The organism is Caballeronia sp. J97, assembly GCF_905220305.1.
In the GTDB taxonomy this organism is placed as follows: domain Bacteria; phylum Pseudomonadota; class Gammaproteobacteria; order Burkholderiales; family Burkholderiaceae; genus Caballeronia.
Genome location: NZ_CAJMZL010000002.1, coordinates 333,311 through 358,387 on the forward strand (window position 1 = coordinate 333,311; position 25,077 = coordinate 358,387).

Consider the following 25,077-nt stretch of genomic DNA (forward strand, 5'->3'; position numbering starts at 1 on the left):
CACGGTGCGCCTGTAACGTTGTTCAAGGCCGGTCCAGATGACGGCCGATATCGCGCGCGTCCATGTTCGACACGTCGCGGTCGACTTCCTCATAGACCAGCTTGCGCGTCTCGCTGCTCAGATGTTCGCGCAACAGGCCCAGAAACCTGGGTTCGACCGCGAGGCGCAAGCGATCGAATCGTTGATGCAAGCGGCTTCGTTCGAGAAAATCGGCGACGGTCCGCGCGAACCTCTCACGATCTTTCTCCGCCGTTTCCGCCGTGCGCGGCGCCGGATTCCTGAAGTCCTCGACCTGCCGCAGATCCAGCTTCAGTCCTTGCGTCTCGAAGATCCGGGCGCGGCTGCCGTCGGCGGCAAGAACCCAGGTGATGGCGGTCATGGTGCTCCTCCTGTTCGCCAGCCCAAGCAGGCTCCCGCCATTGTGCGCCTAATCGCCGGATAACGGCCTTGTTCTCGCGCCGGATTCGCTTTCGCGGCGCAGCATGACACGCGCGAATACGCTTCAGGGCAGCATCGAGCCGCTCGCCGCAAAGCGCGTGTGGAACGAGAACGCCTGATCGAGACGATGCGGTGTGTGCCCGCCGTGCGCTGCTGCATCGCGGTAATAGTCGCGCAAAAGATCGCGGTACGACGGATGCGCGCAGTGCCGAATCACGCTCATCGCGCGTTCGCGTGGCGCGAGGCCGGTGAGATTGGCGAGGCCGCGCTCGGTCACGACAATATCGACATCGTGCTCGTTGTGATCGCAATGGGGCACCATCGGCACAATGCTGGAAATGCGGCCGTCCTTCGCGACGGATTTCGTGGCGAACACCGCATACGCCGCATTGCGCGCGAAATCGCCCGAGCCGCCGATGCCGTTCATCATGTGCGTGCCGCCGACGTGCGTCGAATTCACGTTGCCGTAGATGTCGGCTTCGAGCGCCGTGTTGATCGCGATGAGACCGAGACGGCGAATCACTTCGGGATGGTTGCTCACTTCCTGCGGCCGCAAGACGAGCCGGTCGCGATAGCGTTCGATCTCGTTGAACACCTTCTCCTGCCGTTGCGCCGACAGCGTAATAGACGCACCCGATGCGAACGTCGCCTTGCCGGAATCGAGCAGATCGAAGGTCGAGTCCTGCAGCACTTCGGAATAGATCGTCAGCGCTTCGAACGGCGACGCGGCGAATCCCGACAGCACCGCATTCGCAATCGTGCCGATGCCCGCCTGCAACGGCGGCAACTGCTTCGGCAGACGGCCGCGCGAAACTTCATGCTGGAAAAATTCGATCAGATGGCCGGCGATCAACGCCGTGTCTTCGTCGGCAGGCAATACGGTGGATGCGCTGTCCGGCGTATCGGTGATGACGATCGCGGCGATCTTCTCGACCGGAATCTCGATGGCCGCGGCGCCGATCCGGTCGTGCGGGCGCACGATCGGAAGCGGTTCGCGAGTGGGGCGCCGCTCGGGAATCCAGATGTCGTGCAGGCCTTCGAGCGCGGCCGACTGCGCCAGATTGATTTCGACGATCACACGTTCGGCGAGGATCGCGAAGCTCGCGGAATTGCCGACCGATGTCGTCGGCACGATGCCGCCCGTCTCGGTGATCGCGGCGGCCTCGATGATCGCGAGATCGAGCTTGCCGAGGCGATTCGCGCGCAGCAGTTCCACCGTTTCGGACAGGTGCTGGTCGACGAACATCACGTCGCCGCGATTGATCGCGCGGCGCAAGGTCGTATCGACCTGAAACGGCAGGCGCCGCGCGATCGCGCCGGCTTCGGTCAGGATGCGGTCGGTGTCATGCCCGAGCGATGCGCCCGTCATGAGCGTGATGCGCAACGGATCGTTTTCCTCGCGGGCGCGGCGCGCGATTTCCATCGGCACGGCCTTCGCGTCGCCTGCACGCGTGAAGCCGCTTGCGCCGACGATCATTCCGTCGCGCACGAGTTGAGCCGCTTCGGCGGCCGAGGTGATTTTTCCGCGCAACGCGGCACAGCGAATACGGTCTTCGTACATCGACGTCTATCTTCAAGAGCTTCGTTTAACCGAAGGCGATTATAGGTAGCGCGGTTTGCCGTCGAAATCGCAACGTTGAAAGACATTGTTCCAATGCCGTGCGACATTGCGATTCGTCCAATTCGATGCGCATACGAGCGTTGCCGCTCGCCATGAAGCTGCGGCAAAAGAGCGCGCCGGCGATGAAGCGAATCCACTATAAGGCGCGCGTCGCCATGAATTAATCGCCGCAACGGGAAGGGATCCTTCCAGTCGAAGCAAGGATGCGTTCAGTCGTGTGCGTCGAACGGCGCATCGGTATCGACGAGCGCGGTGCGGACGAAGTGCAGGCACGCGAGCACGCGTTGCATGTCGTGCAGCGCATCGCGCTCGCCGCGCGCCAGCGCGAGCATGTCCTGCGCGATCAGGATCGAACCCACGACCGAACCGATCGCGCGGCGCAGCGTCTCGCTATCCGGCGCGCGAAACAGCACGGCGACATCGCGCAGTACGCGCGCGAGCGCCGTGCTCCATGCGATGCGCAAAGCATCGGGATAGCACTGTGTATGCAGCGCGCGCGCTTCGTGGCGCAGGTCGATCATCGCCTGTCCCACTTCGAGCGTGACGAGCATCCACGAAAGCGCATGACGATGTTCGCGCGAACGTCGCGTGAGCAAGCCGCGCAGTTGCGACATCAAATCGTGCGCGCCTGAATGAAAGCGCTCGCCGAGACCCGCGAGCCTGCCTTCGCACGCGAGCGCGGCTTGCGCGCGCAATTCGCCGAGCGTCTTGCTGACGAGCCATGACGTGTGCGGCGGCACGATGACCGCGCAGGCGATGGCCGCGCCGAGCATCGCGACGAGCACGGCTACGCCGTTGTTCAGCAGCAGGCCGGGATCGTAGACGATACGGTTATCGGGCGCGGCGAGCAGGCAGAAGAACACGCAAAAGCCGATGCCGTAGCCCGCGCGCGCGGGGCGCATCGCCAGGAACGCGCCGGCCGCGAGCGGTGGCGCGAGCATCGCGCACAGCAGCGCGATGCCGTCGATGATCGGGTACACGTGACACAGATACGTATAGCCGACGACGACCGCGAGCGCGGCGCCGGCGGCCATCTGCGCGATGAATTTCGACGGCCGCGCCGATGCCGACGACAGCGCGCACGCGAGTGTCGCGCCGATCACCGCATAGCCGCCGCTCGGCCACGCCGTCACGATCCAGAACCACGCGGTCGCGCCGATGACGATGGCCGTGCGTACGAAGGTCGCCACGAGAACGAAGCGGCTCGTTTTCGCTTCGTAGCGCGCGGAGGCGCGGTCGCCCGAAGGCGCATCGACCGGAATCGATACATAGCGGATCGTATCGGCGATGAAGCGATAGAGCAGTTCCGCCGATGTCGTGAAATCGAGCTGCGTCGCGTGATCGGCGTGAGCGAGCCCGCGTTGCGCGTTGCGCAGGCGCCGGGGCAACGTCGCCTTGCAGCGTTCCAGATGCACCTTCAGCGATTCGCGCTCGAAGATGCAAGCGAGTTCGTCGAGGAACGGCATGAGTGCTTCGTGTGCGGAGCGGGCATCGCCGTTCATGCGCAGGCGCTTCATCGACTGATCGAGCGCGTGCAGGCGTGCGCAGGCGTCCATGAACGCGCTGTTCAGTCGCGCGAGTGTGCCATTGCCCCGTCGCATTGCGGGCGACTCGTATGCAGCGAAGCCGCGCGTCGCTTCGAAGCCGACGATCTCATCGACGAAATCGGCGAAACGTCGTTCACGCGCGATGCGCGAAAGACGGCCACGCAAGACATCGGCGGCGAACGCGGCGAACCGTGCCTGACGCGCATCGAGCGCCTGCGCGAGCGTCGCGCTCGCATGACGCGGAAAAACCAGCGCGCTCACCACGCTGGAGCATACGATGCCGAGCATCACTTCGGCGCCGCGCGTGAGCGTTGCGATGAGCAGGCTGTTCGGATCGTTGACGGCGGGAATGCCGATCAGCGCGGCCGTATATCCCGCGAGCACGAAACCATACCAGCGGAACTGACGATAACGCACCGCGAGCGCGGTGCAGGCGGCAACCCATGTCGTCAGCGCGAGCACATACAGCTCGGCCTGTTGCACGAACACGGCGCCGAGCACGAGCGCGGCCAGCATGCCGAGCGCCGTGCCCGCGAAGCGATAGACGCTTTTTGCGAGCACCATGCCGGAAAGGGGCTGCATCAGCACGAAGGTGGTCGTCATTGCGACGCGCGGCTGCGGCAATTCCAGGCGCATCGCGATGCTCATCGCGATGAACGCGGCGAAGAGCGTCTTCGCGAGATGCAGCCAGACGTGGCCATCGGTGGCGACCCAGTCGCGCATCGACAGGCGTGCTTCCAGGAACGACATGCGGTCCGCCGATCACCCTCTCGTCATGAAGGCGCTGATTGTAGGCAAGCCGTCTTTCCGGATTAATGTGGGAATCCGGGAACATTCTTTCCTGATTCAACAACAATCGATCGCGCGCAAAGGCGGACAATAGCGCTTCCGAAGCGATCGTGACAGTTTGATGGATACCCTACAGAACATGCGGGTCTTCACCCGCGTGATCGAAGCCGGCAGCTTCACGGCTGCGGCACAGTCGATGAACTCGACGACCGGCGCGATGTCGCGCGCCGTCTCCGAACTCGAAGCGCATTTGCGCACGCGCCTGATGAACCGCTCGACACGGCGTCTCGCGCTGACATCCGCGGGCGAGCGCTATCTGAAGCGCGTGCGGCAGATTCTCGCCGACATCGACGGCGCGGAAGAAGAGGCGAGCTGTGCACACGAACATCCGTCGGGCACCTTGCGCATGTCCAGCTTCGCGAGCGTCGGACAGCATTACATCCTGCCGGCCATCGCACGTTATCGCGCGCTATATCCCGATGTGAAAGTCGAGCTGACCTTGTCGCAGCGCATGCCCGATCTTTTCGAGGGCAGCAGCGACGTGGCCGTGGTGTCGGCGAGTGCGTTGTCGGATTCGGAAGTCATCTCGCACAAACTGGGCGCGACCTTCAGCATTCTGTGCGCATCGCCGGAATATATCCGCTCGCGCGGCGCGCCCGCGGAGCCCGTCGACCTCGCGCAGCACGATTGCCTCACCTTGCAGACGCCCGCGTTTCCCGCGCGCGAATGGACGCTCGAAGGGCCCGAGGGCCGCGAGACCTTGCAGATCAGCGGCACGGTGCAGGTGAATATCGCCGAGTCGCTCGTCGTGGCGATCCGCGAAGGCATGGGCATCGGCATGTTGCCGCTCTATGCGGCGATCGAAGGCTTGCGCAACGGCTCGCTCGTGCGCGTGCTGCCGCGTCATACGCTGCAGCGCACGAATCTCTACGCACTCTACGCGTCGCGCAAGTTCGTCGATGCGAAGACGCGCACGTGGGTCGAGTTTCTGCGCGAGCATTTGCCCGGCGTGATCGCGCGCGACGAAGCGCTGCTCGCGCAAGTCACGCAGTCGCCTTCGAACGTGCTGCGCGCCGCGTAGATCAGGTATCGCTCCACATGCGCAGCAGGTTGTGATAGCAGCCGACGAGCGAGCGCTTGGCGGCTTCATCGCCGTTGGTCGCGTTCAGGCGCTGAATGGAGTTGTCGAGGTCGAAGAGCAGCGCACGTTGCGCGTCGTCGCGCACGAGGCTCTGCGCCCAGAAGAAGCTCGACACGCGCGCGCCGCGCGTGACGGGCCGCACCTGATGCAGACTCGTCGCGGGATAGACGATCGCATGCCCGGCGGGCAGCTTCACCTCCTGCACGCCGTAGGTATCCTCGATGATGAGCTCGCCGCCGTCATAGTCCTCGGGCGGCGTGAGAAACAGCGTGACGGACACATCAGTGCGCACGCGCGCGCCATGACCGGGCACGATGCGGATCGCGCCATCGACATGACTGCCGAACTGCATGCCGCCCTCGTAGCGATTGAAGAGCGGCGGATACACGCGATTGGGCAACACCGCGCTGATGAAAAGCGGATGCCGTTCCAGAACGCCGACGATCGCATCGCCCAATTCGAGCGCGATCGGCGAGCCTTCCGCGATCTGCATGTTGCGCTTGACCGGCGCGCCCTGATAGCCCGCGGTCGCGCGGCCATCGACCCATGCGTCGCTTGACTCCAGCCGGGCGCGCATCGCGGCGGCATCTTCGGGGCTCAGCACGTTCGGTATCGAGAGGATCATTGTTATTGCCTTCGCGAACGCGCGCCGCGTTTTGCACGGCGCGCGCATTCACATCACATCAACGGAAGCGGTAATTCAACGTCGCGATGAACGTGCGGCCGAGACCCGGCACCGCGCGCCCGCCATCCGATGGAATCAGGGCGTCGTAGTACTTCTTGTCGAACAGGTTCTGCACGTTGAACTGGATATCGTAGCGCTTCTGATGATACGCGGCCATCGCGTCCCAGCGCACGTAGCCGCCCACTTCGACCAGATTGTTGTTCGCCGCATAACGCGACGACACATACGAGGGTCCGCCGCCGATCTGCCATGCGGGCGTGAAGTCGTAGGTCGTCCACAGCGTGAGCATGTGCTTCGGCGTATTGGCGGGCGTGTTGCCTTGCGTGCCGTCGAAGGCCTTCAGGATCGTGCCGTCCATGTAGGTGTAGCCGCCGAACATCTGCCATTGCTTCGTGATGTGGCCCGCCACGCCCAGTTGATAGCCGCGCACGCGGACGTCGCCATCGAGCGAGTAGCTGCCGTCCGAGGAGAGCGTCCGCGCGTTGGTCTTCTCGATGTTGAAGAGCGATTGCGTGATCGACAGGCCGCCGTTCAGCAGATCCCACTTCGAGCCGATCTCATACGACTTGTTGTGCTCGGGCGGCAGGTTCTGCTGGCCGTTCGTGAGCGTGAGCGCTTCGAGCGACGGATCGAACGACGTGCCGTACGAGACGTAGTACGACTGCCATTCCGCCGGCTGCCACACGACGCCGGTGCGCACGCTCGTGAAGTAGTTCGTCTGCGTCGCATAGCCGGGCGCGTTGATCGAGTTGTTGATCGAGGCCTCGTAGCGGTCCCAGCGCACGCCGCCGATCCACTTCCAGTGCTCGCCGATCGAGATCGTGTCGTTCAAGTACACGCCGATGCCGTTCGCGCTCGATTCCGCGAGATTGGTCGCCACTTCGCGATAGTTCGCCGGACGCGGCACATAGGCCGGATCGACGAGCGGCACGATCGCGAGCGTATTCGACGGCAGGCCCGGCGTGGTCGCGGTGAAGGTCTGGTTGCTGTACGTTTCGTGGCTCAGATCGACGCCCGCGAGCATGTCGTGCTTCAGGAAGCCGGTCGCGAACTTGCCTTGCAGATCCGTCGTGTTGTAGACGGAGTGATCGTTGATGTTGCGGTCCTTGCCTTGCAGACGCACGAAGAGCGACGACAGCGGCAGCGTGGTGTAGTTGCCGTTCGACAGCGCCGGCGACGTGCCGAGCGGCCCGGTCAGCACGGCCGCGGCGTTGGTGGCGCGCGCTTCGGTGCTGTAGTGGCTGAACTGCGTCTGGTTGCGCAGGGTGAACATGTTGTCGAAGCGATGCTCGATGCGCGCATTGACCGTCTGCACATCCTGGATCGTGCGGTCGTCGGTGAAGCCGTAGAACGTCTTCGTGTCGACGGGCGCGGGGTGGCCGTTCAACGGCGGAATGCCGTAGTCGGGCTGATCGCGGTTGTGCTGGATCAGCGCGGACAAGGTCACCTGCGTCGGCGTGCCGATGCCGAACTTCACTTCGGGCGCGACGCCGTAGTCCTTGTTGATCATTTCGTCGCGCGTCGAGCCGAGCGACTGGCCGAACGCGTTGATGCGGAACGCGGAGGTATCGGTCATCGGCTGATCGATATCGACCGTCGTGCGATAGCGGTCGTGCGTGCCGGCCTGCAGCGAGACATCGGCGCGCGGCTTCAAGGTCGGCTGCTTGCTGACCTGGTTGATGACGCCGCCCGTCGAGCCGCGCCCGAAGTACAGCGACGACGGACCGTACAGCACGTCGATCGATTCGAGGTTGAACGTATCGCGATAGTACTGGCCGCGATCGCGGAAGCCGTCGAGATAGATGTCCGTGCGCGCCGAGAAGCCGCGCAGGTTGATGTTGTTGCCGATCTGACCGCCTTCGGCCGCGCCGAGCGTGACCCCGGGCACGTTGCGCAGCGCATCGGAGAACGAACTCACCGCCTGCGATTGCAGCACCGCCTTCGGCACCACGACCACGGCCTGCGGAATGTCGCGCAACGCGGTCGGCACCTTCGCGCCGACGCTCGACATGTCCGGCTGGAAGTCGGGCGCGTCGGCCTGTCCCGTCACCTTGACGGCGGGCAGGGCGGCGGTTTCGGGGGCGCTGGCGGTGGATGCGCCTTGGGCGGGCGCTGCTTGCTGCGCGACTTGCAACGCCGGTTGTGCGGACTGCGGCGCGGTCTGCGCATAAAGCGGCGCGGCCATGGGCACGGCGGCAATAGTCACCAATGCCGCGGCAAGCGGCGTCTTTCTCAACATGTCGTTTCCCCGATGCTTGTTAGTGAATTCCGGATCGGCAGCGAAGCGGGTTTCGTCTGCCGAAGTTGATCGAATGGGATCAAAGCGGAGCGGGCGACGTCGTCGAGAAGGAACCGGCGGCGGCGCCCTGAAAGCGCGCGCTGGTCGCGGCAGGCTTCATTGAGTCAGCCTATCGTCGCGATCAGGTTAAATGCGAATCAGTATCATTACATGTCTCAGAAACATTTGGAAATTTCCTAGTTCGGGGTCGGGTCTTTATTCCGTTTCTGTGACGTCCGCGCAACGTAAGATTCTGTAAGGTTTGTCGCCGTCATCGTCGAGACGATCGTCGTATGGCTTATGGGACAGGGATCGGCGCCGCGTGGCCGCTTGGCCGGCGCATCGGGGAAGAGGTGCAGGGCGATTGCGGACAAAAGTGCCGGATGGCTTTTTTACCGGCTACCGCCGAAAAAAAGGTGGGTGAGGCAGCGTCAATAACCGGCTACGTTCAACGTGACGAGCGCATGGGGACCGCTCGTCAGTTGCTGCCTGAGAAACTCGATGCACACACGGATTTTCGCCGAATGGGACGAGCGCGCCGACGTCACCGCCCACACGTCCGCGCGTTGCCGGTACGCGGGCAACACGGGCACGAGCGTGCCGTTCTGCAGGCTGCCGGCGGCGTCCCAGATCGAGCACATCACGATGCCGAAGCCTTCCTCGGCCCATTGCCGCACGATGTCGCTGTGGTTCGACGCGATCGGCCCCGTCACCTTCACGCTTTCCTCGCCATTGGGGCCTTCGAGGCGCCAGACGCCGAAGCGCTGATCGCGTCCGCGAAAGAGCAGGCAGTCGTGGTGCGCGAGCTCGGCGAGCGTTTTCGGCGCGCCGCGCCGTTCGAGATACGCGGGCGCGGCGGCGAGCACGCGAAAGCTCTCGACGATCTTGTGCGCGATCAGATGCGGCTCCAGCACCTCGCCGACGCGAATGTCGATATCGAAGTTCTCCCCGACGAGATCGACGCGGCGGTCGAGCAGTTCGAGCCAGATTTCGAGGCCCGGGTGACGGCGTCTGAGCAAGGTGAGCGCGGGCGAGACGTGCTCGCGCCCGAGCCGCAGACTCGTGCCGATGCGCAGCAGGCCGCGCGGGTCGTCGAGGCCCGCGAAGGCATCGGCCATGCCCTGCACGTCGTCGAGAATCTTTTGCGCCCACTGAAAGGCTGCTTCGCCGTCGCTCGTGATCGAGACGCGGCGCGTCGTGCGCGTGAAGAGCTTGACACCGAGACTCGTCTCCAGCATCGCGATGCGCTTGCTCACGTGGGCCGGCGAGATGCCGGTTTCAGTGGCGGCGGCGATGAAGCTCGAACGCCGCGCGACGATGCAGAACAACTGCAAGTCGCGCAGGAATTGGTCGTTGTTCGCGACGAGCGCGCTTTGCGTTTTCATTCGACGGATCGTGCTGATGCGCCCGCTTGCGGCAGTGGCCTCAAGCCTAGCCGCAAGCGATGCACGCGCGCAAGAACATCAGTTCGACAGCGACAGATACGGCGAGCTGAACGCCTGCGGCGGGAACACGGGCTGCATGCCGCCCTGACGCGTGAAGCTATAGCGCACGTACACGGCGGCGAGCCACTCGCGATACTGATACGCATTGCCGAACGAGGCCGTCGCGCCGAAAGCGAGCTGCGGCGCGAGCTGATATTCGCCCGTTGCGCTGAGCGAGTACGACACACCGGTCTTGCTCTGGCCCGGATACACCGCGCCCGCATCCGGCGTCGCTCCGGAGCTCGCGGCCCGCGCCTGATACGTCGCGTTCGTCGGGAAATAGTTCGATGCGTCCTCGCGATAGTGCTGCACGCCGATCGAGCCCTTCAGGTCGTACGTAAAGAGTCCCGTGCGGCCCATGTACTCGACCGGGAAGTTCAGGATCACGTACTGCTGCGGGCTGAAGTAGCCGCCTTGCCCATAGGTGAAGTACGACAGGTTCTTGTCGTAGTGCATCAGCGTGGTGTTCGCGCCGACGGTCAGCGTCTGGTCCGCATCCTTGAAGAGACGCGTGTAGATGCCGCCGCCGCCCTTCACCGCGTTGTTGGTCGCGACCTGATTGCCGTCGAGGAACTGATACGCCGCGTTCAGGTAGACGCCGCTCGTGCCGTCGTCCCACGCGAGGTCGGCGCGCGCGCCCGTCGAGGTCACGCCGCCCCATTCGAGATTCGCGCCCTCATCGCGCGCGCCGGCATAGGAGAGCAGGCTGTCGGTCACGGCGCGGCGCGCGACGGCGAGCGAATACGACACCTTGTCGGTGATCGCGTTCTGATACTGCAGGCCGCCGACGACATTGGTTTCACGGAAGCCGAGCGGCGTCGTGCCGACATCGCCCTTGAAGTTGCGGTTCTCGTAACCGATCGAGAGGCCGACGCCGGTCGCCGTCTGCGAGCCGTAGTTGTTGGTCGGCGGCGTGGCGGTCGCGCCCAGGCCGGAGCCGAAGCGCGCGAGCGTGTTGGCCTCGCTGCTCGCGGTGCCGGCGTCGAGCGTGACGGGCGTCGCGCGCACGATCACATGGCCGTTGCCCGCCTTGATGCGGCCTTCGATGGGCGCTTCGATATCGGTCAGGTTCGAGAGGCCGTCCTCGCCGTCGCGGCTGCGGAAGATGAGGCCGCCCGAGACCGTGCTCGCCTGCTCGCGATTGATCTGCGCGAGTTCTTCCGCGACGCCGGCCGTTTGCGAATTCGCCACCGCGACGGGGACGCCGCCCGTGCTCATCGTCGCGGCCGCGGCGGCGCGCTGCGCGGGCTGCGCCTGCGACGGATAGTAGGGCTGCGCATAGCCCGCGGGCGGCTGCGGAATATACGGTTGCTGCGCGTACTGCGGCGGTGCGTACTGTTGCGGCTGCGGATAATAGGGCTGCTGGCCATACGGCGATTGCGCATATGGCTGCTGCGGCGGCGCGCCGTAGGCGTAGGGATCGGCGGGACGCGTCGCGGTGGCCTTGCGCGACGACGCCTGCTTCTTCGTGCTCTTCGCGCTGGCGGCCGGCGGCGGCGCGTACGCATTCGCTTGCGCATCGCGCGCGCCGGGCGACATCGGCCAGGGCGCTGCATACGGGTCCTGCGCGGCGTAGGGCGCCTGCTGCGGATAACCCGGCTGTTGCTGCGGATAAGCCGGCTGCTGCGGATAAGCCTGCTGCTGCTGATACGGCTGATACGCCGGCGCCTGCTGATAACCGCCGTCCTGTCCCGGATACGGCTGCAACGGCGCACCCGATTGCCCCGACCCGCCCATGTCGGGGCCGTATCCGCCGCTCGGAGCCGAACGCGGCACGGCATTGCGCATCGTCGCCGGAGCGGAGGAAGGCGCCACATAGGGCGTCGTGTAAGGCGCGGGCTGGGGAGGCGGCAGATAGTTCGGCACGGGCTGCGAATAACTCTGAGGAAGGGCCTGGCGATAAGACGCGCCCGATGCGAGCGCCGGGTTCGACGCCGTATCGACGGCCGTCTTGCCTTCGAACGGATTGGTGCCGGGCAGCGGATTCGAGCCGATGCGGCTCATCGCGGTTTCCCAGCCGGGCGGGACATTGCCGCGACCCTGAGCGGACCCCGCCGGCACGGGCGTATTGGCTGCGAGAAGCGAGCGCTGCAGGAACTGCGCGGCGAGATCGAGCTTGCCTTGCGCGCGATACATCCGGCCGATCGCGGCGAGCACGCCGGGATCGTTCGGTGCGGCTTCATACGCCTGATTCGCGTAGGTTTCGGCCAGCTTGAAATCGCGCACGCCGCTCGCGGCGGACATGGCGGCCGTCTGCAGGCCGATATCGTCCGGGCGGCGCGACAGCGCATTCTGATAGCAGGTCAGCGCGTTGCGATCGTCTCCCGCCGATGTGTACATGCGGCCGAGCGCCGCCTGCAGATCGGCGTTGTCGGGCATCGCGGCGAGCCACGGCGCGATCACGTCGTAGGCGGCGGCGAGATCGCCCTGACGGCGCACGACATCCGCGCGCGCGACGACGATCCCCACGTTCAGATTATTGAAGTCCGCGCGCTGCTGCGTGGTGAGCGGCATCGATTGCAGGCGGCGCATCACGGAGCCGAGTTCGGCTTCCTGCTGCGTCGCCGACAGAATCCCCGCGTATTGCAGCAGAAGACCGGTGTCGTTCGGCGCATTGGCGATCGCGCCGCGCACGAGCGACAACGCCCGCCCGGGATCGCCCGCCTTCACATACGCCGACGCGACCGCGCCCGTCAGTTCCGCATTGCCCGCCGCGACCGGCTCGGCCCGGCGCAGGATCGCAAACGCCTGCTGACGCTGGCCGGCGGCGGCGGTGCGCGTCGCCAGCTCGGCCTGCTGCCGCACCCAGAGGCGATGCTGCAGGGCGGTCATCGCCGGCGTGCGCTGCGCGGCCGGAATGCGTTCGAGTTGCGCGAGGCCCGCCGACCAGTCCTGCGTTTCGGCGGAGAGCAGCGCGCTCGCGTAGAGCGCATCGGTCATGTCGGGATGCGTGGCGAGCAGGCCGTCCATCATGCTGCGCGCATTGCCGACCGCGCCCTGGCGCACGTAGATGCGCGCGAGATCGAGCCGCAGCCACGGATCGTCGGGATTGTTGAGCAGCGCATCTTCGAAGAGACTGCGCGCCGCGCCCAGATCGCCGCGCGCCTCCGCTGCGCGCGCCTGTGCCGCTTGCGCTTCGCCGCGCAGCTTGTTGATGCCGCCGGCCTTCGCCTGCTGCTCCGTGTTCAGGCGATTGGCGAATTCGAGCGCTTCGTCGCCGCGTCCCTGCGCGGCCAGTGCGCCGACGAGTCCGCGGATCGCATCGGGATTGTCGGCCTGACGGCGCAGCGCCATGCGATACGCCTGCTCCGCGCCGCGCGGATCGCCGTTCGCGAGCAGCATTTCGCCGAGCAGCACCTGCGCGGTGACATCGGACGGATCGGTGGCGATCGCGCGCTCGAACAGCGCCTTCGCCTGCGCGATCTGGCCGTTGCTGCGCGCGCCGATCGCATCGCTCGTGTAGGTCCAGTACGTCGCGCTCGTGAGCGCGTCTTTCCAGCGCGCCGGATTGCCGGCCCGCGACGCGCGTTCGAGATACGTGCGCGCTTCCGCGAAACGCTCCTGCTTCAATGCCGCGACGCCGAGCCCGCCGAGCGCATCGGCATCGTTCGGATTGCTCGCGAGCACCGACGAGAAACGCGCCCGCGCCGTCACGAGATCGCCGCGATCAAGCGCGGTGAAGCCTTCCGCGACGGTGCGCCCGCGCGCGTCGACGACGGCGTCGGCCTGCGCGCGCTCGCGGGCGGACTTGTCCTGCTGCACCATCGAATCGAAGCGCGCCTTCACGGCGGCATCGTCCGGCGAGACTTGCAGATATGCCTGATAGAGCGGCGCATCCGACGCGCGCGCGCCGAGCCACAACAGCGCCTGCCGCCAGCTCTTTTTCGCGTCCGCGCCGACGGAACTGTCGCCCGACAGCCTCGCGAGCCGCGCGATGCCGTCGCGGCGGGTCGTGTCGCGATAAGTCAGGTGCTGCGCATAGGCGAGCTGATAGCGCGGATCGTCGGGATTCTCGCGCGCCAGTTGTTCGAGGCCGCGGCGCGCTTCGTCCCAGCCTTGCGGCGTGGCGGCGAGCGCCTGGTAATACTCGAGCTGAAGCCCTGGCGTCGCGGGCTTGCCTTCGATCGCGCGCTTGTACTCCTGCACCGCCGACGCGCTTTGTCCGCTTTGCGCGAGACGCCGCGCGTCGTTCACGGTCTGATCGCGCGAGCTGGTTTCGCCGAGCCGGCGGCCCAGTTCGTCGATGTTCGGATAGTTCGGCGCGACCTGACGCAACTGCGCGAGATACTGCTGCGCGCCGCTGCCGTCCTTGCGATCGGCGAGCACCATGCCCATGCCGAAGAGCGCATCGGGCTGCTTCGGATTGATGCGCAGCACCTTCTGCCACGCCTGCTCCGCGAGGTCGCCGCGCTTGTGCGCCTGCCAGTACTTGCCCTGATCGATGAGCACGGTCAGCGGATCGGCGGCGCTCTGCGCGAACGCCATGACGGGCGCGGCGCAAATCAGCGCCGCGATCACGCGTTTTCTGGTCCGGATCAGCATGCGCTTCTCCAGTTCGCGACGAGCCGGCCGTTCTCATCGAAGCGATAGCGCCCGTCGACGAAGCCGCCGCCGAAGAGTCCGAGCACGCGGTCGTAGTAGACCGGCTCGCGTCCCGCGCCCGGCGGCGCGACCAGCGCTTCGAGATGCGCGCGCGCGAGGCCTAGGCCGCGTTCGTCGTTCAGCGCCTTGAAGTACGGTGCGAGCGCGCCCCAGTAGGAAAGCGGACCTTCGCCGCTCGCCGCGCCGCTGAGGGTCGACACTTTCTCCGGCGGGAAACCCGTCTGCGCGACGCTCTGGCGCATGCCGCCGAGCGCATCGAGCCACGCGCGCGCGAGCGGATCGCTGGCCGATGCCATGCCGGCCCACAGATACACGCGGATCGCGTCGTAGCTGCCGACATCGCCGTTCTTCGGATCGACGACGAACTGCCCGTTTTGATAGGCGGCCCAGTCCGGCGCATAGCCGCGCGGCGACGTCACTTTGATCATCTTCGCGGCGTTCTGCGCGAGCTTCGTCCACGGGCCGTCGGGCATTTCGTGCGCGAGGCCGCGCAGGAGCGGCAACGGCAGATAGCTCGGATTCAGCCGCGTCGCGTCGCCTGAGCGAAAGCCTTGCGGACCCGGCAGAAGCATCGGCCCCAGGCCCGGCAGATCGACGATTTCCTGCTTCACGATCTGCGTCGCGAGCGCGTAGGCGAGCTTCGTGTACATCGGCTCCTTCCATAGCCGGCCGGCCTGGAAGAGGTCATAGGCGATCCACAGATCCGAGTCCGACGCCGAGTTCGGATCCATCACGCCGAACGAGCCATCCGGCTTCTTGCCCCATTGCCACGCGGGCAGGCGCAGGTTGCTCGCATCGAACTGATTGGCCGACAGATTCGTCCGCGTCCAGTTGAGCAGCCGGTCGAAGGTCGCGCGGTCGTTCGCGACGAGCGCGAAGAACATCGCGTAGGACTGGCCCTCGGAGGTCGTTTGCTGCGCGTCGGTCGAGCGGTCGATCACGCGGCCGTCGGCCTGCACGATACGCTCGACGAACAGGCGCCAGGCGGGCCAGTCGCATTGCTGCGCCGCCTGCGCGCTTGCCGCGGACGCGGCGATCATTGCACCAGCGAAAAACTTGGCGGTGGGTACCCGCATATCAATCCCTCAGGCGCCGCGCGGCGATCGAGCGCAGCGTACGGTAGAACAGGGCCGCGATGATGAGCGCGGCGAACACGCCGGCGAACACCAGCAGAAGCGGATGCGACGAGAGCGCCCAGCGCATGTAATGCATCGGCGACAGATGGCCGACGTAGTACGCCTCGCCGTTCGACGTGACCGTCACGGTGCGGCCGTGGATCACGGCCATCGCGCCCTGGATGGAGGGCAGCAGGTCGTTGTCGAGCAGGGCGGCGGAGAGATCGGCGTCGGACTGGCCGGCCGCGCTGATCAGCGCCACCGCGCTGCGTCCGCTCTTCAGCGGCGATTCGAAGCCGGTGAGGAGCGCATCGCCGTTCGAGCTGACGAGCGACAGGTCCGCGCGCGCGGGCGAGCGTTCGGGGCCTTGCTCGCCATGCCACCAGTCGACGAGCTTGAACGCGACGTCGGAGAGCTGGAAGGTGCGCGCGTCGCCGTCGCCGGAGAAGGGCATGTTCTTCGCCCAGCGCTGCAGGAGCGGCTGGCGGCCCGGCGAGCCGAGGATCAGCAGGTCCTTGTCGGCGAAGCGGTCGACATCGTTCGCGCTCGTGACCGTCACGCCCGTCACCGGATATCCCGTCGATGCGCCCATGCGGCCCATTTCCAGCAGATACAGGCTGTAGTCGGCCGAGTTCGGCTCGCTGGGCAGCACGACGGCGGTCTGCGAGAGATCGGCCATGCGCGTGAACGGAAAGCCGCCGTTCGCGAACGCGGCGAGGTCGGGCAGCGCCATGTAGTGCGGGAAGCCCGACAGATCGATGGTCGAATTCGGATCCACCGCGCCGACGACGTTGTCCAGCACGCGGCCCTGACATTCTCCGGTCTTCGGGATGTCGTAGTAGAAGTGCAGGCGCAGTTGCGCGCGCGGCGTGATGAGCAGCGGCGGCAGATAGATCTCGCGGCGCGCGGCGACGGTCTTGTCCGGCAGCACGCGGCTGAAGTAGTGACCGAGATCGAAGGTCGACGTCGACACCGCCGGAATGCGCAGCGACTGCACGAAGCCGTTGTTCACGCTGATGTTGAGCGACGAGCGGTCCGGCGCGGGACGCACCGTGTAGCGATAGCCGAGGTCGACCGGCACGCCCTTCGTCTGCCACATGAAGAGATCGGGCGGGACGCGCAGGTTCACGCGCACGGCGTCGGCGTCGTAGCCGTAGGCGGTCAGATCGCGCGCTTCCGCGAGCTCGCCGAAACGCACCGGACGGTCGGTCGGCAGCCAGTTCGGCGCATCGTACGGGCGGCGCGGCTGCAGGTCGTTGAACTGCGTGATCGTCGCGCTCGTGCCGGACAGCGTGTTCTGGCCGACGCCCAGCGCCTTCGCGGCGGTCTTCAGCTCGTTCTCGTCGCGGCCGAGCACGAGCAGCAGTCGGCCGCGCGCGTTGGCGTCACGTTCGACGAGCGCGATCGTCGGGCCGGAGACCGGCGGAATGTCGACGCCTGCGACTTTCGCATCGCCGACGGCGAACACGACGGCATTGCCCGACAGCGGCACGTTGTCGGTCTGCGCCGGGAAGATCGCGCCGCGATAGCCCGCGAGCGAGCCGAAGTACGACGCGACCATGCCGGCCGCTTCGAGCGTCGGCAGCCCCGGCTTGCCCGCGAACACGAACGGCAGTTCGAGGCGGCGCACGTCGCGGCGGTCGAAGAACGGCTGCGGCAGCGCGGCGAGATCGGGCTTGCTCGCGATCGACGCATACGTGAGATCGAGCGAGCTCGCGTTGCTGACCGTCGCCCAGAGCGTCGAGTTCGACGGGTCCTCGCATTGCTGCGTGTAGTGGCCGATCAACTGCACGTTGAGGTGGTTGAACTCGGTGATGAAGCGCGGATCGATGGCGACATCGCGCGCGACGAGCACACCGGCCTGATCGCGCGGCACGGGCAGCGTCGCGGCCACTTCGCCGTTGATCAGCACCTTCAGTTGCGAAATCGACGGCAGAAGCGATGGCGAATAGCTGTAGATCAGATGCAGGATCGCGCCGGTCACGACTTCGTCGCCGCGCACCGAGAACGCGATGCCGTTCTGGCCGTCGGTGCCGCGCAGTTGCAGCGGATCGAGCGCGCCGTAATCCGCGAAGGTCAGTGTCTGGCGGCGCCCGCCGGGCACCAGCGTGCCGGGATCGGCGGTGGTCGGAATGCGCGAGGTGAGCGGTTTCTCGGGCTTGCCGGAAAACGCCGGCACGGGCATCGCGAGCGCCGGTTGCTGGACCGCGACCGGGTTGTAGACGACGGCCGGACTCGGAGCGGGCACGGCGCCGACGCCGGTCGCCTGCTGCGCGCCGCCTGCGGGCGCGCTCGCCGCCGCCGCAACCGCGGTCGCCGCGCTGGCGAGCGGTGCGGCGAACGCCGTCTGCAAGGCCATGAAAACGGCCAGCGCGCGGCCCAGCGGTCTTTCGTGAAAACGCGGCGCGCGCTCGCCCGTTTCTTTTTCAACGCGCAACTTCGACATACCCATGCCCATTATTGGTCTTTGGTTTTCAGCTTCTTCACATCGACTGGGCGCTTGTTCATCCAGGTACGAAGGTCGCTGTACAAGTGCTCGAATAATCCCGCGATGCCGCGCGTGCCCACGAGCAGCACGTGCGACAGGCCGCGCAGCGGCGTATCCGGACGGCGTCCTTCCGACCATCCGGTCCAGGCGTCCGCACGCGCGAACGTCGTCTTGACGAAGTCGTACTCCTGCTCGCGCGTCAGCTGCGAGAAGCGCAGGCCGACACGGCCCGGCTCGGTATAACCGACGGTCGCCGGAAACGCGTATTCCTCGTCGCCGCGAAAGAGCGAGACCGTCACGCGCTCGTGCATCGGCACTTCGATCTTGCTCGGCAGCGCGACGCCGACGCCGCCTTCCGAATAGTCGATGGTCTCGCATGCGAGCGTGCGGCCGGTCGAGAACTTGAGCATCACGGGCATCTTCATCGTCACGCGATGCGTCGCGCGCACCTGCTTGCGCTCGCTCGCCGCCGCCACCGACGCGCCCAGAATCAGCATGTTGTAGACCGTCCAGCAGAGGTTGAGGAGGGTCGTGTTCACTTCGCTGCGGATATGCCAGTAAATGACGATATGCACGATGCCCGCGACGAACCCGAGCAGGTTCAGGAGCAGCAGGAACAGATACGGCCGCGAGATGTACCAGTCGAAATAGTCCTTCGCGATCTGTCCGCCCTTGGCCGTCACGTTGAACTTGCCGAGCTTGGGGTTGATGACGGCGAGCAGCGTCGGCGCGGTGATGTACGACGCGAGCACCGATTCATACACTTCGGCCCAGAACGAGTGGCGGAAGCTGCGCTGCATGCGCGAGTTCGTGATGCTCGCGTGCATCATGTGCGGCAGCGCGAAGATCGCGATGGTGCTCGCCGCCGCTTCGATCACGTGCGCGCCGAAGAACAGGTACGACAGCGGCGCGGTGAGGAACACGAGACGCGGCACGCCGTAGAAGAAGTGCAGCATGCCGTTGAGATAGCACAGCCGCTGGCCGATCTTGAGGCCGCGGCCGGTGAGTGGATTGTCGATGCGGAAGATCTGCGTCATGCCGCGCGCCCAGCGGATGCGTTGCCCGATGTGCCCCGAGAGGCTTTCGGTCGCGAGGCCCGCCGCCTGCGGAATCGCGAGATACGCGGTCGTATAGCCGAGCCGATGCAGCTTGAGCGCCGTATGCGCGTCTTCCGTGACGGTCTCGACCGCGATGCCGCCGATCTCTTCGACCATAGAGCGGCGCAGCACCGCGCACGAACCGCAAAAGAAGGTCGCGTTCCAGAGATCGTTGCCGTCCTGCACGAGGCCGTAGAACAGTTCGCCTTCGTTGGGCACCTTGCGGAACGTGCCGAGATTGCGCTCGAACGGATCGGGCGAGAAGAAGTGGTGCGGGGTCTGCAGCATCGACAGCAGCTTGTCGCGCAGGAACCAGCCGAGGCAGATCTGCAGGAAGGAGCGCGTCGGGATGTGGTCGCAGTCGAAGATCGCGAGGAATTCGCCCTTCGTGATCTTCAGCGCCTCGTTGATGTTGCCCGCCTTCGCGTGGCGGTTGTGCGTGCGGATCGTCCAGTTGACGCCCACTTCCTCGCAGAACGCCTTGAACTCGGGACGGCGGCCGTCGTCGAGCACGTGGATCGCGAGCTTCGTCGAAGGATAGTCGAGCGCAAGTGCCGCGTAGATCGTCGGCTTCACGACCGAGAGCGGCTCGTTGTAGGTGGGGATGAAGACGTCGACGGTCGGCCACTGGCTGCGGTCGGCCGGCAGCGGCAGCGGCTTGCGCTTGAGCGGCCACGCGGTCTGGAAGTAGCCGAGCATGAGCACGAGCGTCGCGTAGACTTCGGCGGCGACGAGCAACAGGCCCCAGGCGGCATCGAGAGGACGCTCCCAGTAGGTCGTCTCGGTGAGGCGCCAGAACATGTAGCGGCCCGACGCGACGATCGACAGCATGATCATCACGAGCGTCGCGTACTGGCCCTGCAGGCGGCGAAAGCCGAGCGCGAAAATGAAGCAGATGGTCGCGAAGGCGAGCTGCTGGCCGAACGCGAGCGGCACCGTGACCACAAAGTAGAGCGCGAACGCGGCGAAGAGCGTGAGCAGGATCACGACGACCCGGCTGCCCCAGATGCCCGCATCGACGAAACGTTCGAGGCGCGAGGTCGCGACGCTCACCTCGGTTTCGGGCGAGGGGATCTTGGCGGAACTCATGCGAGTTTCCTCGACGAAGCGGCCATCGCATCGACGGCGGCGAGGAGCCACTCGCCGCATGCGCGCAGATCGGCGGCGGCCTGCGACAGCGGATCGTAATGGATGAGCGTCGTGTCGCACGCGAGCGATTCGGAGACGCCCTCATCCTGATGGATCACGCCCGGGAAGAGCTTCGTGCCGAGCATGTTGCGCAGCACCTTCAGCACGTCCTTGCTCAACTGACGCGACTGATCGACCTGATTCACGACATAGCCCTGGCCCGCGAAATCCGCGCGCGGCGCGGCGTAGGCGTCGACCATGCGCTCCATGCCGGGGATCGCGGCGTAGGACGCGGCATCGGCCAGCACGACGTTCAGCGCGAAGTTCGCCGCTGTCAGCGCGGTGCGCGTGTAGACGGATGATCCCGGCGGCGTGTCGACGATCACGATGTCGTTGGCGTCGAGCGCGAGCGACTGGAGCGAATGAGCGAGCCATGCGGGATCGCTGTCGACGAGCGCTTCGAAGCGGCGGCGGTCGTCTTCGATCACCGCGCCGTAGGGCAGCACGGTCACGCCGTCGACACCGTCGAACATCACGGTTTGCCACGGATCGCCCGCGAGCGTCGCGCGCGAAATGCCGTCGATGCTGTCGAGCGGAATGCCGAAATGCAGGCGCAGCGCGTTCTGCGGATCGAGATCGAGCACGATCACGCGGCGGCTGCGCGCGGCGAGCACCGAAGCGAGATTGGCGGCGAGCGTCGTCTTGCCGACACCGCCTTTCGCGGACACTACGGTGATGACTTTCATGAGCGTGGGAGGCGGTTCGCGCGAGCCTGGCCGGCGCTTGTTTGAGTGTTCGTGGAGTCACTGGCTTGCGGACGGGCGTGACGAAGACGCTCGAACACGGCGTCGAGCGAGCCCGCGGGCGCGCTCGGGACGTCCTGCGTTTGCCGCTGGAAGAGCTGGCCGAGGATCGATTGCGGCGCGGCGGGCGTCGGCTCCGGAGCGCGCGGCGCCTGCGCGGCGGGCGTCACCGGCGCAACCTGGGCGGGCGCGCGGCGCGCCAGCAAGCTCGATCCGAACGTGGCCGCCGGGCGCGACGCTTCCGCCTTGTCCGTACCCGCGTCGTTCGCCACGGCCTTGGGGGCGACGGGCGGGGCCGGCGTGTGAACCGGCGGCACGCTTGCCTTGGCCGATATCGCCGAATCCGGAATCGTTCCGGTTTCATTCGACGCGGCTTCGCCGAGCACCGAAAAGCGCAATGCGCTCAGCGACTCGGCCGCAGGCGGATTGACGGGCGGAATCGCACGGCGATGCGGCCGCGTGAAGAGCGGTTGCCTGCCACGATGAATCGGCGTCGGCTTTTCGGGCGTCTCGATGGACGGCTCATCCGTATTGGGCCGCGCGGCGTTCGGTTGCACGTCGCGGCGCGGTGCGATTTCGGGAATCGCCGGCTGCGCGAAGTCGAGCGTGGCGAGCAGCGGCCAGCGGGTGCGGGCCGTCTTGGCCTCGTTCTCCCGGCCGATTTCCTGATAGTCGCCTGCATTGCCGCCGAAATGATCGAACAGCTTCTCGATGTCGCGCGAAGTATTCATGATGCCGCTTCCTCGTCGTGCCTATTCTTGATGCCTGGCCAGTGCCGCTTGTCTTGAGCCGCCCGTCGGGGCGCTCGATGCCGCCGCATCGAGGCGGCGGTCGGAAAATGCCGGAGATGCTTCAGGCCGCGACGCGCGCGAGCCTGAATTCGATGGCCGCGTCGTCGCCGAACTCGCTCGCCTGTCGGATCGCGAGTCCCTGCGCGCCGAGCGCGGCGAGCCACTGTTGATACGCGCCTTCGAGAAACGCGGGCGTCCACGCGAGCGCGCGCTCACCGAAGGCGCTCAGCGGTGCGCAGTAATGCACGATGCTCAGATAGTCGCGTTCGTCGGAAAGCTCGACGAAGCCCCAGTCGGTGTCGTGCCACAACGCGTTGAGCGCGTCGGCGAGCGCCGACGTCGAATCGCAGGACGGCAGCGGCCGGGCTTCGGCGAAGCGGCTGCCCACGCGATGCATCAGCTGACGGAGTTCGTTGCGCCCGATCTGCGCTTCGAATTCGTCCGCCAGGGCGGCCAGAAGACCGCGCCATTGCCTGGAAATCTGACTGTCCAACAGGTAATCGAAAATAGCGGCCATGTTTTGTTCGGCAGGGGCGCGCGCCGCAGCGCGTGATTGATCGGTCTTGTTTACGTCCTCAACGGGAATCTCTTGAGCCCGCGAGCATTGATCCGGACGCTTGTCCAGGCGCTGTTACACGTCTGAACTTACTTCAATGCGGTTTTTTTCGCCAGTAGAAAGACTAGCAAGGATTGCTTTGTCGAATCGGGCGAACAGGACGTGGCAAACGACTCAATTCAGGCGTTCGGCAGTCACGGGGATGGACGAAATTTCGACAGGCGGGCGAGTTTCTCGATGCACGGCGCCCCCGCCGCAGCGGAGGCGGCAGTGTACCATCTCGTTAATGCAATGAATCTCGGTTTCCGCTCTGATTCGTCCGGATTGACTTTTGTCGGAACAGCAAGGACATGACACGCGCCAACACGTCGATTCGTCTTATGAAACCGGGTCGGAGACAGTCGCACCGCGAAGCACGGACGAAAAAAAAAGCGCCCCGAATGAGGCGCTTTGCATGACGTCTTGAACGTTCAGGGGTTCGCGCGCACCGCGTCCCTGACTGCGTCCATCACAATGCCGTAATTGAGCGGGATGTCCAGCGAATCGGAGTAGCCGGGTTCGTCGGCTGACTCCTTGGGGACTGCGCGAACCGGAATCGGTTCGTAGGCGGATTCGCCTGCCGGATTGTCGCGTCCTTCGATGGCACCCTGCAATTGCGGATTCTTCACGATTAACTCCTTCCGGTAATGGAGCGGCGAGGAACTGCAATATAAACCAATGTCATGACATTTTGGCGACTTCGTTTTGGAAACTCGCTCCGAAACTGCTGCGCGCGGCGCGCCGGTAATCGCCACTGTCGCGCGTCTCGAAAGAGTGCGGGGCCTCTAGTTTAACGTTGGCGAACGTTTGCGGAAGCTCAGTTTCATTATGACAATGGTGTGTCGATATTGCTCCAGCGCAATGGAATCGGCCCGAAAATTGCATGATCATAGCGTTGCTAGTTATGCTTTTAATAATGACCGTGCGCCAATCGATTCTCCGATTCCGTCTTATCCGGAAACAAACTCTATCGAAAACGTCCGGTCATGCGGTGGTTTATTTCCCTTTATCATGAACCGGCCGGTTGGACGACGCCGGTGCGAACGCAGTAAATGGAAAGGAGAAGGTGGCAATGAGCAGAATCGCGATCATCGGGGCGACGGGCAATGTGGGCAGCCGTCTGCAGGAAGAGGCGTTGCGGCGCGGACACACGGTCTTGGCGATCGCACGCGATACGTCCGCGCTGGAGAAGCGCGACGGTCTCGGCGCGCAAGACGTCGATGTACTCGACGCCGACGCGCTCGCGTCCGCGCTTGCCGGACATGACGCCGTCTTCAGCGCGACGCGCTTCGCCACGGTTTCCGAGAGCGCGATCGTCGAACCGGTGAAGCGCGCCGGCATCCGGCGTTTGCTGGTCGTGGGCGGCGCGGGCAGCCTCTACGCGGCGCCGGGTCAGCGCGTGCTGGATTTGCCCGATTTTCCCGCCGCCTACAAGCCGGAAGCCACGGCGGGCGCGGTGTTTCTCGATGCGCTGCGCCGGGAACGCGAGCTGGACTGGACTTTCGTCTCGCCGTCGGCTGAATTCGTGCCCGGCCCGCGCACGCAAAAATTCCGGCTGGGCGTGGACGAACTGCTCGTCGACGGCAGCGGCCGCAGCTGGATTTCGTTCGACGATTACGCGATCGCTTTTCTCGACGAATTCGAACGCGGCGCCCACCTCAAACAGCGCATCACGGTCGGCTATTGAATGCGCGCGGCGGCAGAGCCGGCATCGTCCGTCGATGCCGGTTCTGCCGCCGTTTTCTTTCGCCGCGCCTTCAGCCGTGCAGGTCGACTTCCATTTCCTCGGCGTTTTTCGGCATCGCGTCGGCGAGAATCATCGCGGAGGCGTTCTGCGGCTTCGGATCGCGCTGCGACGGCCGATACACCTGATCGCCGCGATGAATCGGCATCCCCGAGAGCGAGCAGACGCCTTCGGCCGTCGCCGTCGTCGCGCGCCAGCCCTGATAACCGTAGTGACACGTACCGGGATCGGACCAGTACACGAGCGCCGTTGCGCTGCTCGGACGCTCGATCACGCGCACGATGGCTTGCGGAAACGGCAGCCGATCATCCGAATGGTGTGGGTGCGTGCGATTCCAGTCGCGGGTCAGTCGCTCGAGAAACGCGTTTTCGGCGCGCGCGGATCGCTGCGAAGGGGCGGTGCGGGCGATGTCCGTGGGCATCGCCTCGAGCAGGTGAACCGTCTGTGACCACGGGTCCGCTCTTTTTGAAAAAGCTGTCATGGCATTGTTCCAGGCTTTGACTCGACCTAGAACGTACGTCATTAAGCATATTCCGATAAATACTGCATCAGTGAATACACTATCCCGCTCTTACGAATAATCGCGCCGGGTTGCTCGAGAACCCTCCTCGTGCCTTGCTGGCCAAGCATTCAAGCGATTTGTAAGGCGCTTCGCGGACCGGCCCAAACCGCATCGTCGGCCACAATCACCCGGATTCACCAAGGTTTTGTTAGAGACACGCGCGTTTTGT

The 25,077-nt window shown here is 65.5% G+C and carries 17 protein-coding genes; 2 read left to right on the plus strand and 15 right to left on the minus strand.

Going from position 1 to position 25,077, the window contains the following annotated elements; all coding sequences use genetic code 11:
• Window positions 1-22: 22 nt before the first annotated feature.
• The 3 genes from U4Y90_RS05980 to U4Y90_RS05990 all read right to left on the minus strand — a co-directional run bounded on the left by U4Y90_RS05980 (window position 23) and on the right by U4Y90_RS05990 (window position 4,356).
• Entirely contained in the window at window positions 23-379 is a 357-nt protein-coding gene (locus tag U4Y90_RS05980; RefSeq protein WP_321793194.1) for a host attachment protein, read from the minus strand.
• A 123-nt stretch (window positions 380-502) separates the two neighbouring features.
• Window positions 503-1,999 (minus strand): acetyl-CoA hydrolase/transferase family protein, encoded by a 1,497-nt coding sequence (locus tag U4Y90_RS05985; RefSeq protein ID WP_321793196.1) that lies wholly within the window; start codon window positions 1,997-1,999, stop codon window positions 503-505.
• Between the two features lie 269 nt (window positions 2,000-2,268).
• The gene (locus U4Y90_RS05990) at window positions 2,269-4,356 is read right to left on the minus strand and encodes an FUSC family protein (protein WP_321793198.1); all 2,088 of its coding nucleotides are present in this window, start codon (window positions 4,354-4,356) and stop codon (window positions 2,269-2,271) included.
• Window positions 4,357-4,516: 160 nt separating this feature from the next.
• Here U4Y90_RS05990 and U4Y90_RS05995 point away from each other — a divergent pair, with 160 nt between their 5' ends.
• Complete coding sequence (locus U4Y90_RS05995; RefSeq protein ID WP_321793200.1) at window positions 4,517-5,476, plus strand: LysR family transcriptional regulator; 960 nt, start codon at window positions 4,517-4,519, stop codon at window positions 5,474-5,476.
• A gap of 1 nt (window position 5,477) precedes the next feature.
• Here the strand turns inward: U4Y90_RS05995 and U4Y90_RS06000 are convergent, their stop codons facing one another.
• From U4Y90_RS06000 to U4Y90_RS06050, 11 genes are all read right to left on the minus strand, one after another.
• Entirely contained in the window at window positions 5,478-6,161 is a 684-nt protein-coding gene (locus U4Y90_RS06000) for a Fe2+-dependent dioxygenase (RefSeq protein WP_321793201.1), read from the minus strand.
• A gap of 58 nt (window positions 6,162-6,219) precedes the next feature.
• Entirely contained in the window at window positions 6,220-8,460 is a 2,241-nt protein-coding gene (locus tag U4Y90_RS06005; RefSeq protein ID WP_321793203.1) for a TonB-dependent siderophore receptor, read from the minus strand.
• A gap of 470 nt (window positions 8,461-8,930) precedes the next feature.
• Window positions 8,931-9,884, minus strand: coding sequence for a LysR family transcriptional regulator (locus U4Y90_RS06010; RefSeq protein WP_321793205.1), 954 nt, complete (start codon window positions 9,882-9,884; stop codon window positions 8,931-8,933).
• A gap of 78 nt (window positions 9,885-9,962) precedes the next feature.
• The gene (locus U4Y90_RS06015) at window positions 9,963-14,525 is read right to left on the minus strand and encodes a cellulose synthase subunit BcsC-related outer membrane protein (RefSeq protein ID WP_321793207.1); all 4,563 of its coding nucleotides are present in this window, start codon (window positions 14,523-14,525) and stop codon (window positions 9,963-9,965) included.
• Window positions 14,519-15,625: a cellulose synthase complex periplasmic endoglucanase BcsZ gene (gene bcsZ / locus U4Y90_RS06020; RefSeq protein WP_415749299.1), complete on the minus strand. Its 1,107-nt coding sequence runs from the start codon at window positions 15,623-15,625 to the stop codon at window positions 14,519-14,521. The genes U4Y90_RS06015 and bcsZ overlap by 7 nt, the downstream gene beginning before the upstream one ends.
• Window positions 15,626-15,662: 37 nt before the next feature.
• The gene (gene bcsB / locus U4Y90_RS06025) at window positions 15,663-18,059 is read right to left on the minus strand and encodes a cellulose biosynthesis cyclic di-GMP-binding regulatory protein BcsB (protein ID WP_415749300.1); all 2,397 of its coding nucleotides are present in this window, start codon (window positions 18,057-18,059) and stop codon (window positions 15,663-15,665) included.
• A gap of 98 nt (window positions 18,060-18,157) precedes the next feature.
• Window positions 18,158-20,374, minus strand: a complete 2,217-nt coding sequence (gene bcsA / locus U4Y90_RS06030) for a UDP-forming cellulose synthase catalytic subunit (protein WP_321793213.1) — start codon at window positions 20,372-20,374, stop codon at window positions 18,158-18,160.
• A complete protein-coding gene (bcsQ, locus tag U4Y90_RS06035) occupies window positions 20,371-21,159 on the minus strand; it encodes a cellulose biosynthesis protein BcsQ (protein ID WP_321793215.1) in 789 nt (262 codons plus the stop codon). Before bcsQ ends, bcsA begins: the two co-directional genes overlap by 4 nt.
• Entirely contained in the window at window positions 21,156-21,947 is a 792-nt protein-coding gene (gene bcsP / locus U4Y90_RS06040; protein ID WP_321793216.1) for a cellulose biosynthesis protein BcsP, read from the minus strand. The genes bcsQ and bcsP overlap by 4 nt, the downstream gene beginning before the upstream one ends.
• A 121-nt stretch (window positions 21,948-22,068) precedes the next feature.
• Window positions 22,069-22,524, minus strand: coding sequence for a cellulose biosynthesis protein BcsD (gene bcsD, locus U4Y90_RS06045; RefSeq protein ID WP_321793218.1), 456 nt, complete (start codon window positions 22,522-22,524; stop codon window positions 22,069-22,071).
• A gap of 509 nt (window positions 22,525-23,033) precedes the next feature.
• Entirely contained in the window at window positions 23,034-23,231 is a 198-nt protein-coding gene (locus U4Y90_RS06050; protein ID WP_321793220.1) for a hypothetical protein, read from the minus strand.
• A 443-nt stretch (window positions 23,232-23,674) separates the two neighbouring features.
• On the opposite strand from U4Y90_RS06050, the gene U4Y90_RS06055 reads away from it, so the two are divergent.
• The gene (locus tag U4Y90_RS06055; protein ID WP_321793222.1) at window positions 23,675-24,289 is read left to right on the plus strand and encodes an NAD(P)-dependent oxidoreductase; all 615 of its coding nucleotides are present in this window, start codon (window positions 23,675-23,677) and stop codon (window positions 24,287-24,289) included.
• 70 nt (window positions 24,290-24,359) lie between these two features.
• Here the strand turns inward: U4Y90_RS06055 and U4Y90_RS06060 are convergent, their stop codons facing one another.
• Complete coding sequence (locus U4Y90_RS06060) at window positions 24,360-24,827, minus strand: DUF3331 domain-containing protein (RefSeq protein WP_321793224.1); 468 nt, start codon at window positions 24,825-24,827, stop codon at window positions 24,360-24,362.
• Between the last annotated feature and the right edge of the window lie 250 nt (window positions 24,828-25,077).